Below are 16,263 nucleotides of genomic sequence, written 5' to 3'. Positions count from 1 at the left end.
ACCTCGCCATGAAGGGAGGGATGCCCTGTGACAGTTTTTGAAGCAATCATGTTGATGCTTACCTTTGGTACGCTCATCGTTGCCATTCTGTCCGATAAACGCAAATAGACCGCCCCCGTAGCAAGGAATGCGGTCTATTTCATCGTGCCCTTATGTTACTGAAGCCCACCGCCCTTAAAAGCGGCTATTGCTCAGAGAGTCGTGTTACCAGCACGGCTCTCTTTGCATTTTACGTCTAATCTGCTCTAATTATACCATACTCAAATCTTAGAAGTCACATATAAACCATGTTAATCCTCATACAATTCCTTATACTCGCGCATATATTTACGGTACTTCCACTACTTCTTTCGTTTCTTTTCCAAAGCCTTCTTCACATTTTCCTGCACCCGAAACTGAACGATCTGACGTATCAGTTCTTCTGGCAATGGTTGATCCAACGGAAATTGCACCGATCCTTTGGCTCCTTTATATTGGGAAAGATCTTCCTGGAACGCTTCAATCCCACTGGAACCCGGGTAAAATCCGATATGCCTGGAGTACGCTGCAAAATGAACCAAGTTCCCGTGCTGTGCATACGTTGGCATCTTGTAACTGATCTTCTCCACGGCATTTGGAGCGGTCTCGCAAATCAACTGCCTTAATGCTTGTAATTTAACCTGTACATCCGAAGGAAATTGCGAGATATATTCATCAACCAGCACATCAGAAGAGGTACTCTCTGACATCTTAAACTCCTTCCACCACGTCCATTCGTGGTATGGCATTTTTCACAACGTCATGGCTCGGCCATTTCGCATCAGATAATCTTCCTTGGCTTTGTAGTCTGGCATAATACTGCCAACACGACGCCAAAAAGAACGATCATGATTCATGTGGTGAATATGGCACAATTCATGGATGATGACATAATCAATGACTTCCAGCGGTGCCATCGCCAAACGGTAGTTAAACGTAAGTTTTTTGTCCCAGCTGCAGCTTCCCCACTTGGTCACCGATTCCACGATATCCACAGACTTCGGCTTTACCTTCAACTCCTGCTGGTAACGGCCGATGCGTTCACCGATCATTCTTTTACACTCGGCAAAATAAAACTTCTTCAGATTCGCACGCAAATCCTCTTCTGAACATCCCTCTACATCAATTAACTGATGCAGCGCATGTTCTTTGCCAAAGAGCAGAAACTTCCCTTTGCCTTCCTCTTCATATTCTTTCGCTTGAGGACCGTCCAATGCCTGCTGCATCAGAGCTGATTTTTCCAAAATCACTTCTCCGTGCTGCTCCACAAGCTGCTGGATCATCTCTTCGCTGGTGCCATTAGGAGCCTTGATGGTGACCAAATAAGGCAAATCCATAGTAATGGAGACTTTCTTGCGTTTTCCATATTCGATATGACAGTTAATGATGTGATTGTTTATTTCAATAGTTAGCATAACCTGCTCCACTTCTTCCGATATTTCAACTTCAAAATTTGGATTTATTCATTCAGATTGTAACCCATCCTGTGATTCCTTGCATAATGTTCAGCGACATTATTTATCTCACACTGTATTTTTATTCATAAATATGTATTATTATAAAATCAAAAGATAGGAGGACAGATATGACCCCTACATCAAATCCGGATTACAAAACCATTGAAGAACTATCACTCAACCATTGGCAGCCCTTATCCACCTTGCTTTTTGACGGATGGGTGCTGCGTTTTGCACAGGGATACACGAAGCGTGCCAACTCCATTCAACCTCTTCACTACTCGACCCAGGATGTGCATGAAAAGATCGAGCAATGCGAGCGAATCTACGCTTCCAATCAGTTAAGTACCATATTTAAGATTACGCCTTTTATCCAACCGGAACATCTCGACCACATTTTGCATGAAAAAGGGTATGACGTTGTGGATCTGAGCCGGGTTCAAACCCGGAGCCTGGATACCATTAAGGAGCCTGAGCATTTTGAAGTGAAATTGGACGAACAGTTAACTGGAGAGTGGCTGGATCACTTTTGCAGATTGAATCAAGTGAATGATCTACATCGGGGTACGATGGAACTAATGTTGACCAACATCCGTACGCGCACAGGTTTCATCTCGCTGTTCATTGGCGGACAAGTCGTTGCTTGTGGATTCGGTGTAGTGGAACGAGGCTATATTGGATTGTATGACATCATTACGGACGCTAACTTTCGGAATCGGGGATTGGGCGAGCAGATGATCCTGCATCTGCTGCATTGGGGAAAAGCGAATGGCGCTACGTCCAGTTACCTGCAAGTGGTTGCTAATAATGCTCCCGCATTAAAACTGTATGCCAAGCTTGGATTCTCGGAAATCTATACCTACTGGTATAGGGTCAAGAAAGCTAAAATCTGATCTGGATCAGATTTTAGCTTCAAGCAATTTAAACAAAAAAAGAGCTGGTTCTCAGCTCTGATTACGCTCCAATTGTTTTTCGATCCCCAGCCTGTCAATCTGAATCCAGTATTCTGCAATTCGCTCATTCTCCACTCGATATACCGCACTCGCAATTTCTATCACAGGCAGGTGGGTCGGCGCATATCCATCCACTTCTCCGACATGAGTACCCACTTGTCTCCAGCGTACATATACTTTATCTCCCTGTGCAAGCAGCTCCTGAATCTGGAGTGAAAAATCTCCGTATGCCTCCATCATTTCCCTCACATGATCCGCATAGTCGGAAGGTGTTCTTGTGACTGTCGCTTCCTCTTCCGCGATTACCTGGTGAGCCAGCACCTGCTCGGCCATCAGTGTATTGGCATAATCAAGATTACGACCCGAGCGCACTTCTTCAAAAAAAGTCCTGACAATCTGTTCTGGCGTCATCCGATCCACTCCATTTTCCGTTTTATCATGCATTGTACCAGAAGTATCGAAGAATCTCACTCTCTCGTAAATATCAATTAACTAGTTTTTATACAGGATTCTTACTCTATTGTATATAGTCATAATATACCATTACATATCTTGACAATAAGTCTATATGACCATAGACTAGCAACAGACATTAGGGAATTAATAGGAGGTTTAGCTGATAAGAGGTTTGAAAATGGATTTTAACCAGAAATGATAATCTACGGTGTTTAGAAATTATTTAGAAATTAGCCTTTGCAACAACTCAGAAAAACGAGAAAGCGGTGTATCATGAAACGTTTATTATTGATTATGTTTACGCTCACCCTGTTATTGGCTGGATGCCAGAGCAATGACAAGGAGAGTAGCCCGTCCGAAAATAACCCCACAGAAATAGTAGAAGGTGCTAGCATATTAAGTTTGAAGCAGAAGTATGGCTCTGAATCAAATAAAGCGATTATGCCAATGTATAACGTAGCTCAAAATGAAGAATTTAATTTTAAGTTTAAAGCGGATTTGAAAAATAGCCGCATACAAGCAAGTGATATGATTAGTGTACATACCGATATTAAGGCACTTGAAGCCAGCAAAGTTTATGCCATACCAGAAATCGATGACAACAGTGTCTCCATTAAGCCTCTTGGATGGGGTGTTTTAAGCTCAGATAAGTTACGGACACAGGAGCAAAGCACTTGGGGCGGCGCCCCCATTTATTACATTCGTATTAACTATGATCTGGATGCCGAAAAGCTCACGCTGCTGGATCAACCAATGATCATTCCTTTCACAGTCAAATCCGAACTGGCTGTTCCTAATCTCAAATATGAGATCGACAAGGATAAACGGTTTAAACTGACTTGGGACAAGGTCGAGGGCGCAACCGAATACAAAATCTATAATCGTGCCGATCGAACGGTTATTTTTGAAACCAACAACGTACCTTTGCAAGGGGCAGAGAAAGCCTTTAATGGAAGTAATCCATTGGTTTTGACGACAACAACAGAAACATCCTTTAATGACTTCATGAAAGATGGAAAAGGCGGTCTTGGCACCATTAATGAGCTGATGACATCCTATCAGAATTATGGAATGAAGGGTGAATATTACGTCACCGCAGTCAGCGGAGACAAGGAATCCAATTTCAGCAACGCTGTTGCCACTGCTCCACTCTCTAACCAGCTGCCTATGGCTATAAAAGAACAACTGTACATGAAGAAACTGAAGAACATAAATGAACTGCCTAAAACAACAAGTATTGAGTACATTGATGGTTCGTTTTCCCAAGAAACGATTGTCTATGATACCATTAACGTGGAAATCTCAGAGTTCAATGAAACCAATATTCCTTTTCACATTAAAGGGACAGCCCTGAAAAGTTACGTACGGGTGGAAAATGTGACTCAGGAGGATCTGGATAAATTAAATAAACAAACGGTCGCAGAATCCAGTAACGGACTCGTAGAACCGAAAAATGACACACCTTACGTCCCTGCACCTGATGTGCCAACCATCATCAACAATCATGATGCACCAGCATCTGAGCCTTCAACGGAAACGGAAACAGAAGCAGCGGCGGATGAAACTTCCGATAAAGCTTCTGATGAAATTTCGAGTGAAGCACCTGATCCAGCTTCCGAAACTGAAGAAGACAACTTGGTAGATGAGCAGAAATCCAATACACAGCAGAATGTAGAGCAAGGTAATCAGGAAACGGTTCCTGAGCCAGCTACAGGTGATGCCACGATCAATGCAGATTCTGCATTGGAAGAAGTTTTAGCCAAAAACATGATTGCTGCGCAAGACAAGATCTCATTGAAAGCTTTTCCCGAAGCCCAAAACTTCACAACACTCTCGGATGTAGTCCTGAAAGTGATGTACCAGAATCCATTGATTCTGGGTGTGGAAGGTTTTGAATACAATTACGGTACACTTACCCTTTCGATCCATTACAATGAGTCGGCAGATGTCATCCAGAAAAAACAGAGCGAGATTATTACCAAAGCAAACGAAGTTGTTGCTTCCATCATCAAGGATGGCATGAAGGATGATGAGAAACGGAAGGCCATCTACGATTATCTGAACGATAACGCGAAATATGATGATGCAGCACTGGAAAATGCGGAACAGAACAACTTTAAAAATGTCGATGCACAGTTTAATGACTCATTTACTACTTACGGTATTCTGGTCAAAGGGGTTGGCGTATGTGCCAGCTATGCTTCCGTCTACAAACTGCTCTCCGATCTGTCAGGACTGGAAAGCATTGTCGTAACGGGAGCATCTAGCGGTGTTCCTCATGCGTGGAATAAGGTCAAAATCGGGAATGAATGGTTCCATGTGGATGCCACCAACAACCTGACCAACTCCGGTATTCCGTACTTCCTGTACAATGCAAATGATGTAACGGCTGCAAGTCAGAAAACGATAGCGGATAAGGATTATTGGCTCGATTCCGAACTCGCCCTGTTTAATGGCGAAAGTGATGCAAACGATTATTATGTACAGAACGATCTCGAAGTTGCTTCGATTAGTGAATACAAAACGAAGGCTGAGAGTGAGCTGAAAAATGGGGAGAAACGGGTCATTCTCCGTTTTGCCTCGCCCGTTAATTCAGATGAACTGATGACCGCCGCAGGTGAGGCTCTAGCTGCAGTCGATGAAGCCCTTCTGGGTACGGCGCAATTGGCCACGCTTGGCAGCTACGCCATTCTGGAGCCTAACCCGGATCAGAAGTAATGCAATAATCAAGAAAAATTCCATAACAATAAAGAACTCCATTCACCTTCATCGGGAATGGAGTTCTTTGCTTATCTTGCCTATGATCACTGACCTATCACTCATTGGCCTTTTATATCCAAAGTTTACGGACTAACTGTACCGCCATTGGCGTTCAATGTCTCGCCGCTCACATAGCTGGATTCCTGGCTTGCCAGGAATACAAACGCTGGCGCCATTTCCGCAGGCTGCCCTGCACGGCCAAGCGGTGTATTGGAGCCGAAATCAGCAAGCTTCTCTACGGGTTGTCCACCAACGACCTGAAGCGGTGTCCACACCGGTCCTGGCGCGACGACGTTCACACGAATGCCTTTGCTGCCGACTTGTTGGGCCAGCGCTTTGCTGAACGTGTTGATTGCTGCCTTTGTGGTCGCATAATCCAGCAGGATTGGAGATGGCTTATATGCCTGAATAGAAGACGTGTTAATAATGGAACTGCCTGGTTTCATGTGTTTCACCGCTGCTTTGCAGAGCCAGAACATCGAATAGACATTCGTTTTGAATGTCGCATCAAATTGTTCTGTAGTCAGATCAGCGATCTGCTCAACAAACTGCTGTTTACCTGCCACGTTGGCGAGGATATCGATCCCGCCGAGCTCTTTTACAGCAGATTCAATGAGTTCTTCGCAGTATTTCTCATCCTTGAGGTCACCTGGAATCGCAACAGCCTTGCGGCCTGCTTCTTCGATCAGCTTGACCACTTCCTTGGCATCGGCTTCTTCCTCAGGAAGGTAGGACAGAACGACATCCGCGCCTTCACGAGCAAAAGCGATGGCTGCTGCCCGACCAATGCCGCTGTCGGCTCCAGTTACAACAGCTTTACGGCCGGTCAGTCGCCCGCTGCCTTTATAGCTTTTCTCACCCGCATCAGGAACAGGAGTCATTTCACGCTGAAGTCCCGGCTCTTCCTGCTGCTGTTTCCAATCTGATGTGGCCTTCGGATATTGTGTCGTCGGATCTTGCATGGTGTGTTGGTCTTGATTAGCCATGTTCAATTCCTCCTCGGATTTATTTATTTATTCATTATGTTGTTTTCACAAAAGTTGCACTCTTTCCTTTGTAACCGAGATGGGTGGAATTTAAACCGGATCTGGTCATTCCCATGCCAACTTTCTGGCCATTGAATCTCCAGTGACTGGAGGTTGTATAATAGAAGATGGGGTGGTCTCGTTGAACCAAAGCAAAGATACCTATACAATCGGTGAAGCCGCCAAAATGATCGGCTCGACCGTCAAAACGATTCGTTATTACGATGAAATCGAGTTGCTCCGGCGCTCTGGAAACCCAGATCGGAACAATGAATTCCATGCTCTCCATTCTGCAACAAGCCAAACAGCGTGAAGCGGAGGATACACTTCTTTCGGGACAGTCTCTTACCTATGTATCCAGCCTGGTGGATTCGCTGACAGCCAATGCCCAAAAAAGAAAACAATTCGTTTCTGCCAAAATGGAAGAATATCACCTGCTGGACGGCATTCCGCACGAATGGAGAGTTTCGTTTCTGCATTTTTTCGACAAATACATGATGAAAGATACAAAGCTGTCTGCACAGCAAACCTTGGCTTGGAAGGAAATCCAGAAAATCATTAACGATCCGGCCTACATCGCCGATCTGTCCCGTCTCGAACTGCCCTTCTTCACCATGGCGAATCATCCACAGGTTAAGGCAGATGCCTGGGTGAAAAAAATGGAGGCTATCCGCATCCGTACCATCGAAGCTCTGGACAAACGTTGGCCGTTAGATAGCCCCGCAGTGCAGAGCATGGTGTGGGAGTTTGTGATGATGTACGCCAGTATTGAACATGCCGGAAATCCGGAAGCATTTTTTCGCAAACAGGCTCGTTATATGCTAGACTCCGTGACAGAACGCATCCTTCGTTTTAACAAACTCTGCAAGATCGTAAATCCCGAATGGAGCCAGATCGTAGACGGCATTCATCTGTTGCAGGAAGGTATGCGAGTGCGCTTAAAACAAATGGAAGAAGACTGAACTTCAGTCTTCTTCCATTTGTACGTTCAACCTTTTTTCAATGAATAGGATGGGTGTTCTCCCACTTCACTGTCCAACTGAAGCGGTTGTCCTTTCAGATAGTGGTTGAAGAAGTCGATGGTGGTATCGTTAACGATTTGGTGTGCTCCCTTTGCATCTACACCCTGTGACCACTCGAGAATAGGAGATATCAGATAGAGGTCAGAAAAGCTCAGATGTTTGGTCTGACTCAGTTCCATCCAATAGTTTCCTCCTGCGGTCACCAGTTCATAACGTGCATACACTCCTTCGTAGTATTTCTCTGCTTCCGGGCGGGTCGTACCCATAGCTGCAATCTCGTCGTCACTCATGACACTTGTACCTGCTACGGTTGTATCCGCGCTCATCATAAGAAACGGTTTGCCCACACCTCCAGCAGGAATGCGCTTCTCTCCAAACAATACGCCATCCATGTTCATGCCTGCTTTGACACGAGGATCGTCCATCAGCATCTGTACCGTGGTTGCCCCGCCAAATGAATGTCCAAACATGCCGATGTTGTCCAGATCCATATGACCGTTAAAGCGTCCATTTGCATCATTGGCTGCAAGCTTCTCCACTTCATCCAGCACAAACTGCGCATCTTTCACCCATGTCTCGTTGAGCTTGTCCATATAACTGAATTGCAGTTGATCGAAGCCTTCCTTGCCCTCTGATTCAAACTGCGCCACACGCCCATCCGGGAACACGGAGACCAAACTGCTGTACGTATGATTAATGCCCACAACAATATACCCTTGGCTGACCGGAGCTGTTGTTCCTTTGGTGTCTTGATCCGTTGGGTACCAGATCTGCACCATCAGTTCCCGTTTGTCTCCAGCTGTACTGGTCAGCAATTCCTCTCGGCTCTCATCCGTCCAGTCATAAGAAACCGTACCGATTCCGTAAGGGCCTGTTGGTTTATCAAATGAAAATACCGGGAACAGAAGTGGTAATCCAATGGTCACCGCAGCATAAACCAATACCAACAGCGATGTTCCGATGATTCGAACACGTCCGAATTTGCGCACCTGCGCGGAAGTTGAGAACGATCCAGGCAGGATCGTGGTTCGAGATGGTGCTTCGCCCATGGATACCACATCATGTAGATGACTCCTTTGGTCTAAATCTGCACCTGACTTCCATTCCCTTCTTGCTCCCGCGATTAACACAATCAGTGGAACCAGTGTGAGCAGATATCCCGGAATCATGGGCCAACGCAATCCCTCAACCACGCCATGCATCAACCATAACGTACTCGATATGACTAATCCTCCCCACACCATTCTCCGCGGTTTATTCCGCCCCCCAATCAACCACACCAGCATGACAACATTGAAAATAAGATAAATCCATTCTAGTGTCCTCATCTTTCCTTGCCCCCTTCTATCTTCAATCCTAAAACCTCCAGTAACAGGAGATTCAAGCCTGAATTTTGAGAAACAAAAAAGCACTCCCTGCATAACACTGGATCTCCCGAAGGTTTCCAATGTGTACAAGGAATGCACGTATGATGTTTCACTATAGTTTGACTAGGGAAAGTTACACCTTTTCCAATCTGATTGCAGTGCCCTCTTATCTCTGAGCCAAGGCTAGCGATCTTCGCCTTCGTCTACCCGCTGTCTTTTCCCTATTCCAAACACGAAGTATCCGATCACAACGATCGCCATAAATGTAGCCCCGACAATCAGCGGTAATCGTGTATCCGGGTTAAATGCCATACCAATAATAACAAGCGTCAGATATACGATGATGATATAGTTGCTGATCGGGAACCATTTCGATTTAAAATTGTGATCCGCCATCTCATTGCCCCAACGCTTCCTAAACTTGAACTGGCTAAAGGCCAGTGCGAACCACGGAACCATCCCCGGAAGAACACTTGCGCTGTAGATGTACAGGAACAGTTTGGAGTCCGGCATCAGATAGTTAAGTACAACACCCACCAGCAGCAAGGAAATCGTGATGATAATGCTGTTGCGGGGAACCCCGCCTTTGGATAACTTTTTGAAAAAGGCCGGTGCCTGTCCATTCTCCGCAAGAGTATAGAGCATACGTCCTGCACTGTAGATTCCACTGTTACATCCCGACATCGCGGCGGTAAGCACCACGAAGTTGATAATGCCCGCAGCAGCCACAATGCCGACTTTGGCAAACGTCAGTACAAACGGGCTTCCCGTCTCGCCTACTTCATTCCAGGGATACAGTGTCACAATGACAAAGATCGCTCCCACGTAAAAAATCAGAATACGCCACACGATGTTCTTGATCGCTTTACGCAGCGTGATTTTCGGATTTTCCGCTTCTCCTGCCGTAATTCCGACCATTTCGACGCCCTGGTAGGCCGCCGTTACGATACACAGGGCGAAAAGGAAACCTTTGATCCCTCCAGGGAAAAATCCGCCATGGCTCACCAGATTCGATAGCCCGATTGGCTGTCCTCCGTTCCCCCAGCCGAAGAAGATGAGTCCGGTTCCGATCACGATCATGAAGACAATCGCCGTTACCTTAATCAGCGCAAACCAGAATTCGAATTCGCCATAGTATTTTACCGCTGCCAGATTCGCTGCCGCAATTATAAGCACACCAGCCAAGGCGGGAAGCCATTGTGGAATATCAGGGAACCAGTAGCCTACATAGATCCCAATTGCCGTAACTTCCGCCATACCCACTGTGACCCAGAGGAACCAGTAACTCCAGGCCGTCAGGAACCCGGCAAGCGGACTGATATATTTGTGAGCGAATGTGGCAAACGAACCGGTGACAGGTTCCTGAATCAACATTTCTCCCATAATACGCATGACAAAAAAGATAATGATCCCGGCCAGCAAATAGGCCAGCAGCACGGAAGGTCCTGCCCATTTGATCGTACTAGCCGATCCCATGAACAATCCAACGCCAATCGTACCCCCGAGTGCAATCAGCTCTACATGGCGGGGCTTTAGCCCTCTAGATAGTTGCTTCGATTCCAAACGATTCTCCCCTTTTCTTGTGTGCAGTTTCATGCCGTAAGATTACAATTTAGTATTCACATTAACGCAATGCAGAATTGCTTCACCAAATTGTACGAGATGTGCCGCAGAAATACAACAAGGAATGTAAGGAAGCGGATTCAGGACACAGTAACAGGATAACCCCTTAATGAATACAGCAGTCCGTTGAAGTCTGATTTTTATTGAAAAAGCAGAAATTATTTTAAAAGGCGAGTGTTCACCTTAAACATCACTGGATATCTATGGTATAATTACAGTCATCTAATGAAACTGGGTTTCATTAGATGAAATATAGAACAAGTGAAAGGAGTCATGTATATGCCTATTGATTTTCATGATGAACAGAATCGTTTCACCTATACCACAAGATCTGCGAACGATTCCTGGATCTCCATGATCCAAGAAAACGTGGATGTATCCGGAAAATATGTCGCTGACATTGGCTGTGGCGGTGGTATTTATACTCAAGCTCTGGCCCAGATGGGGGCAGTACAGGTTATCGGTGTAGACTTTTCCGAGGAGATGTTAAAGGGAGCCTCTGCAAGCTGCAAATCGATTCAGCACATTACATTTTTACAAGGCAATGCCTATGATACCCACCTCCCTGACCATAAGTTCGACCTTGTGTTAGAGCGGGCGTTGATTCATCACCTTAACGATTTAGGCGCTTGTTTTCGGGAAGCCCACCGAATTTTAAAACCAGGTGGAACCCTCATCATTCAGGATCGTACGCCTCAGGACTGTACACTCCCTGGAAGTGAACATCATCTAAGAGGGTTTTTCTTCGAAAAATTTCCTCGGTTGATCGAGTTGGAAGTGAATCGCAGATATGATGCCAATCAGGTGCAACAGACAATGGAAGCAAGCGGGTTCAAGCTTGACCAGACCATTTCTTTATGGGAGACTCGCCGTGTGTATGAAAATATGGAGTCTTTGAAAGAAGATTTAATGTCGCGCACTGGCCGCTCACTCCTTCATGAACTGTCCGGTGAGGAATTGCAAGAATTGGTGGAATACGTGGAACGTAAACTGGAGCCCGTTCAAAACCCGATTGTCGAAAAGGATCTGTGGACTGTATGGTTTGGAGTTAAATGCTAGAACAAAAAGTCCTTAAAAAGGCAAGTGAACCATCATCGTTCCACTGATTTTCAGTTCTTACCCGACGATTACGTTCTGGGTACTGGATATATTTTTCTCATTCATGCGGCACTGTACCTATTTTTCGAAAAGCACCCTCATATTGAATTTAAGAATACATATTCAGATCATTTATTTACCCCATGGGGATTATTGGGAGCAGAACAATTTGAAATAGTCCAGTTCAACTTTGCTAGCTACATCAAATAAAGCGCTGTGTAAGCATATGCATTTATAGTAAACTGGGGAAAATGTTCAATCACTTGGGAGGTCTGCTAATGCAACAGCAACATGCAGCACGAGTCGAACTATTCGTTTCCAACACTCAGATCATCAAAAAGTCATTCAAGTGGCAAAATGTGATGATGCAACGTCTGGCGGCCCTGCTATATGCAACGGAAAATAAACAAGCCGATGGTGAAGCCATCCGTCAAAGCCATGAATTGATTAAGCAAAACACCAATCTCTTTTCAGCCTTCAGGGGAAATTTGGCGATCAGCGTCGCCACCATGCTCTCGCTTACGACAGATCAGGAAACGAAACTGACAGACACCCTTCTGATCTATGATTTGATGAAAAAAATCAAATTTCGTACATCTGATTATCTGGTCATTGCCGCTTATCAGATCGCGGCTCATGCGACGCCTGATTCGTTCGAGCATAAGGTAGAACGAGCGAAAGCATTTTATGATCACATGAAAAACCAACACCGCTTTCTTACTGGACAGGACGACTATATTTTCGCTGCCATGCTGGCCCTTTCCGATCTCGACATGGAATCCGGTGTGGACCGTATGGAGCAGCTCTATACTGAACTAAAACCTGTATTCTCACCGGGGAACAGCGTGCAGGCATTAACGCAGGTGCTGGTCCTAGGAGATGACAATCCGGAGGCGGGTACTCGTGTACTCGCATTAAACGAAGCGTTCCGCAGTCGGGAGATACGAATGGACAAACTGTACACCCTGCCCTCTCTGGGGATACTCTCTCTGCTGCCTGCTGACAGAAATACGCTTGTAGAACAAGTTGAGGAAACGTATGAATCGTTGCGTACACAGAAGGGCTTCGGTGCCTGGTCGATCAACAAACAGGAATTGCTGCTGCTCTCATCTTCGCTGGTGGCGGTTCAATATGTGGAGGATCTGCGAAACGGCGTTCTGACCACGACAGTCTCTACTAGCATCACCAACATTATCATCGCTCAACAGGCTGCCATGGCCGCTGCTGCAACTTCGGCCGCCGTCGTTGCTTCGTCCTCATCGAGCTAAAGGTCATGAAATTCATTTTATAAAATAAAACAGGCCCTCTGGAACCATCCAGAAGGCCTTCTTCATCGAATCCATAATTGCTGTAAGTCATCACTTACTGAACAATTCCTGTCTCACGAAACTCCTAATAACTGTACCAACTTTTTAGTATAGGAGGACTAATTATGAATAAAAAGAAATGGTTCCTAACACTTATTTTTTTGTTCGCATTAATTTACATTTCGTTTGGTGTTTGGATAGCGAAGGATACTAAAATTATCTTGGAAAAGTCCTTGGAATCAGACAGTAACTATGTAGAATACATGAGTCAATCTGTCTTTGATAAAACAAATTTAATAGCACGAGGCGATACTTCAGACAATTTTTCATATGAACCCGAAAATCATAAAATAGGTGCCGCGTTCCCATTACATTTCTTTTTTATAGCTAAGGTATTCGTAACTCACGAATATAATCAGCCTAACTTTGGATTTCGTGAGCCGCTAACAATTAATTTAAAAATCAAGAACGGGCACTGGTATGCTACAAGTGTCAATATTAAACCATAACAGATCACTGAATGAATTGAAATGCATCAGGAGACCTCCCTTCTTCAACTAATTCGGCAATAGTACCAAGTTCTTTTACTTGGCTTGGAACAAGAACTTACACCAAAAAAATACCACCATTTAGACAACTTCTTAAACAAATTTGTTCTTATCCTCCTCCAAAGCATAAAAAACCGTTGATTTTTCTTTGAGATCAACGGTTTTAAAACAAGTGTCTTTTCTTTTCGACAATTTATCCTTTGGTTTATGCTTTACATAAAGCAAGGCTTAATAACGTTCCAAAAATAGAAATTCCTGCAATCAGGATTTGTTATCGGTTTCTCTTACAAAATTATGAATGGATCGTTTTTGATTATTGCTGTTGAAAGCTGTTTGCTTTGACTCCCTTTCACTGCTCCAACAGGCTCTTACGCTCAAGATTGGACCTGAACTCGACAAAGCAGCACACTCACGAAAGGCAAAATGCTTGCATCCCCTACATTTCTGAACATCCAGATGCATTAATGCATCATTGATCGCTTCACCTGTACGCTCGAACATATGCTCTGGCCTGATCCGTCCAATCAATCCCGTTCTTTTCATCATCTCAAGGGGTTGAGCCTGAATGCCTGATAGCAGAACTCTTCCGCCAGATCTCTCCATATGTTTGACAACTCTGGCCAGATTGGATTCCCCCGTCGTATCCATAAAGGGCACCTTGCTCATGCGCAACAACAAAGTACCCGGTCGTCGATGAATCGATTCCATGACCGACTTCTCAAAACCATCCGCTGCGCCGAAAAAAAGTGGCCCTTCAATTGTATAAAGGCTGATCTGCGGACAGTCATGTCCCTCCTGAACCATGTGGGCCATGACTTTCTCATGTTTATGATCGGGATCGGGCAATACTTTGGCAACCTTCAACATCTCACTCATCCGCTTTACGAATAAAAGAACAGCCAGAACCAACCCAACCTCTACCGCCGTTGTTAAACTTGTAAATACAGTGAGCAAGAAGGTAATGAGTAGCACAAGCGAATCGCTCGTTTTGGTTTTCATTACATGCATGAACGATTTCCGTTCACTCATATTCCAGGCAACCATCATCAGGACTGGAGCCATACTGGCAAGTGGAATGTGAGATGCATACGGTGCGAACAGAACGAGTACCAGTAGAACGACTACGCCATGAATAACCCCCGAAAATGGGGATACCGCGCCGGATTTGATATTCGTTGCTGTACGTGCAATCGCTCCTGTTGCGGGAATACCACCGAATAGCGGGGTCACCAGGTTGGCGATCCCCTGCCCAATCAGCTCTCGATTGCTATTATGCCGGCTTCCGGTCATGCCATCGGCAACAACAGCAGACAGCAGCGATTCGATTCCACCCAACATGGCGATGACAAATGCGGGTTGCAGCAAGTTTACAATTCGCTCCCAAGTGATCTCCGGCACATGAAACTGGGGCAAGGAGTTAGGTATGGCACCAAAGGACGATCCGATCGTAGCAATCTGTCCTTCAAAAAAGAACGCTGCGACTATCGTCGAAAGAACCAGCCCGACCAGTGAGGCAGGCACCTTCGGCGCAAACCTCGGCACAAGCAAAATAACAGCCAGACAACTGCCTGCTGTCAGCAAACTGTATATATTAACGGTTGAGATATGCATCCCGATTTCTTTCATATTGGACCAAAAATCCTCGTGTTTTTTAATCCCGCTTAATCCCAGGAAATTAGCAATCTGCCCACTGAAAATAATAACGGCAATACCCGCCGTAAAACCGATGGTCACAGGTCGTGGTATGAATTTGATCAATGCGCCAAGTTTAAACAGCCCCATCACTACAAGTATCAATCCGGCCATGATCCCGGCAATCAATAGATTTTCGTATCCATATTGCATCACAATTGCGAAGAGGATTGGAATGAATGCACCCGTTGGTCCGCCAATCTGGAACTTAGACCCACCCAGCAAAGAAATGAGAATACCTGCAATCACCGTTGTATACAAGCCATACTCTGGTTTGACCCCGGAAGCGATGGCAAACGCCATACCCAGTGGAATCGCAATAATTCCTACAATCAGCCCTGATAACAGATCCTTGCGAAAAGCGGCAGCATTGTAACCTGCATATCTCCCCATCCATTTCATCTACACTAACCTTCTTTTCTTCATATATTTGAATATTTGAATATAATATGAAGACTACTCCCTAGTCGATCCCCTGTCAATCTTACTCCTCACATGTCATGCAGGCCCACAACACAAAAAACAAGAAGTTACCTGAATTTACTTCCGGTTCCTCTTGTTTAATGTGTTTATGTTTCTTTTCGTATATCTTCCAACATGGAAATGGCATCGACCAGATGATTATCAAAAATCTGTTTGGTGACCACCAGCAAGTCTTTAATCAAGGGGTCCCGCAGAGAGTATATGACCGTGGTCCCTTCTTTCAGTCCTTGCACAACATTTTTACTGCGTAATACAGCCAACTGCTGCGAGACAGCTGAGCCTTCCGAGCCTAGAATACTTTGCAACTCGTTAACGTTCTTCGCCCCTTCGCTCAACAGCTCCAGAATCTGAATCCGCATCGGATGCGCCAACGCTTTGAAAAAATCCGCTTTAAACTGTTGTATGCTCTGATTCATACGCTATGCCCCTTCAATCGAACTTTTGAAGATGCAAA

16 protein-coding genes are annotated in these 16,263 nt (G+C 45.2%); 8 read left to right on the top strand and 8 right to left on the bottom strand.

The features are described 5' to 3' along the window. Window positions 1–27 precede the first annotated feature (27 nt). Window positions 28–108, top strand: coding sequence for a putative holin-like toxin (locus JNUCC31_RS34140; RefSeq protein WP_350338901.1), 81 nt, complete (start codon window positions 28–30; stop codon window positions 106–108). A 233-nt stretch (window positions 109–341) separates the two neighbouring features. Here the strand turns inward: JNUCC31_RS34140 and JNUCC31_RS19085 are convergent, their stop codons facing one another. Next, a complete protein-coding gene (locus JNUCC31_RS19085) occupies window positions 342–728 on the bottom strand; it encodes an iron chaperone (RefSeq protein WP_192263379.1) in 387 nt (128 codons plus the stop codon). Between the two features lie 42 nt (window positions 729–770). After that, entirely contained in the window at window positions 771–1,433 is a 663-nt protein-coding gene (locus tag JNUCC31_RS19080) for a M48 family metallopeptidase (RefSeq protein WP_192263376.1), read from the bottom strand. A gap of 170 nt (window positions 1,434–1,603) precedes the next feature. On the opposite strand from JNUCC31_RS19080, the gene JNUCC31_RS19075 reads away from it, so the two are divergent. Then, entirely contained in the window at window positions 1,604–2,368 is a 765-nt protein-coding gene (locus JNUCC31_RS19075) for a GNAT family N-acetyltransferase (RefSeq protein WP_192263375.1), read from the top strand. Between the two features lie 51 nt (window positions 2,369–2,419). Here the strand turns inward: JNUCC31_RS19075 and JNUCC31_RS19070 are convergent, their stop codons facing one another. After that, entirely contained in the window at window positions 2,420–2,839 is a 420-nt protein-coding gene (locus tag JNUCC31_RS19070; protein ID WP_192263373.1) for an ester cyclase, read from the bottom strand. 318 nt (window positions 2,840–3,157) lie between these two features. On the opposite strand from JNUCC31_RS19070, the gene JNUCC31_RS19065 reads away from it, so the two are divergent. Continuing rightward, window positions 3,158–5,602 carry a transglutaminase domain-containing protein gene (locus tag JNUCC31_RS19065; protein ID WP_192263371.1) on the top strand — a complete coding sequence of 815 codons (2,445 nt, stop codon included), beginning with the start codon at window positions 3,158–3,160 and terminating at the stop codon, window positions 5,600–5,602. Between the two features lie 125 nt (window positions 5,603–5,727). On the opposite strand, the gene JNUCC31_RS19060 is transcribed toward JNUCC31_RS19065, so the two are convergent. Continuing rightward, window positions 5,728–6,630: an SDR family oxidoreductase gene (locus tag JNUCC31_RS19060; RefSeq protein WP_192263369.1), complete on the bottom strand. Its 903-nt coding sequence runs from the start codon at window positions 6,628–6,630 to the stop codon at window positions 5,728–5,730. 181 nt (window positions 6,631–6,811) lie between these two features. Here JNUCC31_RS19060 and JNUCC31_RS19055 point away from each other — a divergent pair, with 181 nt between their 5' ends. Together JNUCC31_RS19055 and JNUCC31_RS19050 are read left to right on the top strand one after the other, a co-directional pair. After that, on the top strand, window positions 6,812–6,982 hold the full coding sequence (locus tag JNUCC31_RS19055; protein ID WP_192263367.1) for a MerR family DNA-binding transcriptional regulator: 171 nt from the start codon (window positions 6,812–6,814) through the stop codon (window positions 6,980–6,982). Further along, window positions 6,939–7,631: a hypothetical protein gene (locus JNUCC31_RS19050; RefSeq protein WP_192263366.1), complete on the top strand. Its 693-nt coding sequence runs from the start codon at window positions 6,939–6,941 to the stop codon at window positions 7,629–7,631. Before JNUCC31_RS19055 ends, JNUCC31_RS19050 begins: the two co-directional genes overlap by 44 nt. Before the next feature lie 26 nt (window positions 7,632–7,657). Here JNUCC31_RS19050 and JNUCC31_RS19045 read toward each other — a convergent pair whose 3' ends face one another. Both JNUCC31_RS19045 and JNUCC31_RS19040 read right to left on the bottom strand, forming a co-directional pair. Continuing rightward, on the bottom strand, window positions 7,658–9,019 hold the full coding sequence (locus JNUCC31_RS19045) for an alpha/beta hydrolase family protein (protein WP_192263364.1): 1,362 nt from the start codon (window positions 9,017–9,019) through the stop codon (window positions 7,658–7,660). 222 nt (window positions 9,020–9,241) lie between these two features. After that, window positions 9,242–10,621 (bottom strand): amino acid permease, encoded by a 1,380-nt coding sequence (locus JNUCC31_RS19040; protein WP_192263362.1) that lies wholly within the window; start codon window positions 10,619–10,621, stop codon window positions 9,242–9,244. A gap of 339 nt (window positions 10,622–10,960) precedes the next feature. Between JNUCC31_RS19040 and JNUCC31_RS19035 the strand changes: the two genes are divergently transcribed. From JNUCC31_RS19035 to JNUCC31_RS19025, 3 genes are all read left to right on the top strand, one after another. Continuing rightward, a complete protein-coding gene (locus JNUCC31_RS19035; RefSeq protein WP_192263360.1) occupies window positions 10,961–11,740 on the top strand; it encodes a class I SAM-dependent methyltransferase in 780 nt (259 codons plus the stop codon). A gap of 317 nt (window positions 11,741–12,057) precedes the next feature. Next, complete coding sequence (locus JNUCC31_RS19030; RefSeq protein WP_192263358.1) at window positions 12,058–13,047, top strand: DUF4003 family protein; 990 nt, start codon at window positions 12,058–12,060, stop codon at window positions 13,045–13,047. Between the two features lie 164 nt (window positions 13,048–13,211). After that, window positions 13,212–13,595 (top strand): hypothetical protein, encoded by a 384-nt coding sequence (locus JNUCC31_RS19025; protein ID WP_192263356.1) that lies wholly within the window; start codon window positions 13,212–13,214, stop codon window positions 13,593–13,595. A 300-nt stretch (window positions 13,596–13,895) separates the two neighbouring features. Here JNUCC31_RS19025 and JNUCC31_RS19020 read toward each other — a convergent pair whose 3' ends face one another. Next, a complete protein-coding gene (locus JNUCC31_RS19020; RefSeq protein WP_228469102.1) occupies window positions 13,896–15,728 on the bottom strand; it encodes a SulP family inorganic anion transporter in 1,833 nt (610 codons plus the stop codon). A gap of 167 nt (window positions 15,729–15,895) precedes the next feature. Continuing rightward, complete coding sequence (locus tag JNUCC31_RS19015) at window positions 15,896–16,225, bottom strand: ArsR/SmtB family transcription factor (protein ID WP_192263354.1); 330 nt, start codon at window positions 16,223–16,225, stop codon at window positions 15,896–15,898. Window positions 16,226–16,263: the final 38 nt, after the last annotated feature.

It is taken from the genome of Paenibacillus sp. JNUCC-31, assembly GCF_014844075.1.
Taxonomy (GTDB): Bacteria; Bacillota; Bacilli; order Paenibacillales; family Paenibacillaceae; genus Paenibacillus.
Note: the sequence above shows the minus strand (reverse complement) of the source record. Positions and strands in the feature narration are given on the sequence as shown.

Excerpts from the sequence above, each read along its gene's own strand:
- JNUCC31_RS19085 (WP_192263379.1), bottom strand. The coding sequence starts at position 728 with ATGTCAGAGAGTACCTCTTCTGATGTGCTGGTTGATGAATATATCTCG.
- JNUCC31_RS19080 (WP_192263376.1), bottom strand. The coding sequence starts at position 1,433 with ATGCTAACTATTGAAATAAACAATCACATCATTAACTGTCATATCGAA.
- JNUCC31_RS19075 (WP_192263375.1), top strand. The coding sequence starts at position 1,604 with ATGACCCCTACATCAAATCCGGATTACAAAACCATTGAAGAACTATCA.
- JNUCC31_RS19070 (WP_192263373.1), bottom strand. The coding sequence starts at position 2,839 with ATGACGCCAGAACAGATTGTCAGGACTTTTTTTGAAGAAGTGCGCTCG.
- JNUCC31_RS19065 (WP_192263371.1), top strand. The coding sequence starts at position 3,158 with ATGAAACGTTTATTATTGATTATGTTTACGCTCACCCTGTTATTGGCT.
- JNUCC31_RS19060 (WP_192263369.1), bottom strand. The coding sequence starts at position 6,630 with ATGGCTAATCAAGACCAACACACCATGCAAGATCCGACGACACAATAT.
- JNUCC31_RS19050 (WP_192263366.1), top strand. The coding sequence starts at position 6,939 with ATGAATTCCATGCTCTCCATTCTGCAACAAGCCAAACAGCGTGAAGCG.
- JNUCC31_RS19045 (WP_192263364.1), bottom strand. The coding sequence starts at position 9,019 with ATGAGGACACTAGAATGGATTTATCTTATTTTCAATGTTGTCATGCTG.
- JNUCC31_RS19035 (WP_192263360.1), top strand. The coding sequence starts at position 10,961 with ATGCCTATTGATTTTCATGATGAACAGAATCGTTTCACCTATACCACA.
- JNUCC31_RS19030 (WP_192263358.1), top strand. The coding sequence starts at position 12,058 with ATGCAACAGCAACATGCAGCACGAGTCGAACTATTCGTTTCCAACACT.
- JNUCC31_RS19025 (WP_192263356.1), top strand. The coding sequence starts at position 13,212 with ATGAATAAAAAGAAATGGTTCCTAACACTTATTTTTTTGTTCGCATTA.
- JNUCC31_RS19020 (WP_228469102.1), bottom strand. The coding sequence starts at position 15,728 with ATGAAATGGATGGGGAGATATGCAGGTTACAATGCTGCCGCTTTTCGC.
- JNUCC31_RS19015 (WP_192263354.1), bottom strand. The coding sequence starts at position 16,225 with ATGAATCAGAGCATACAACAGTTTAAAGCGGATTTTTTCAAAGCGTTG.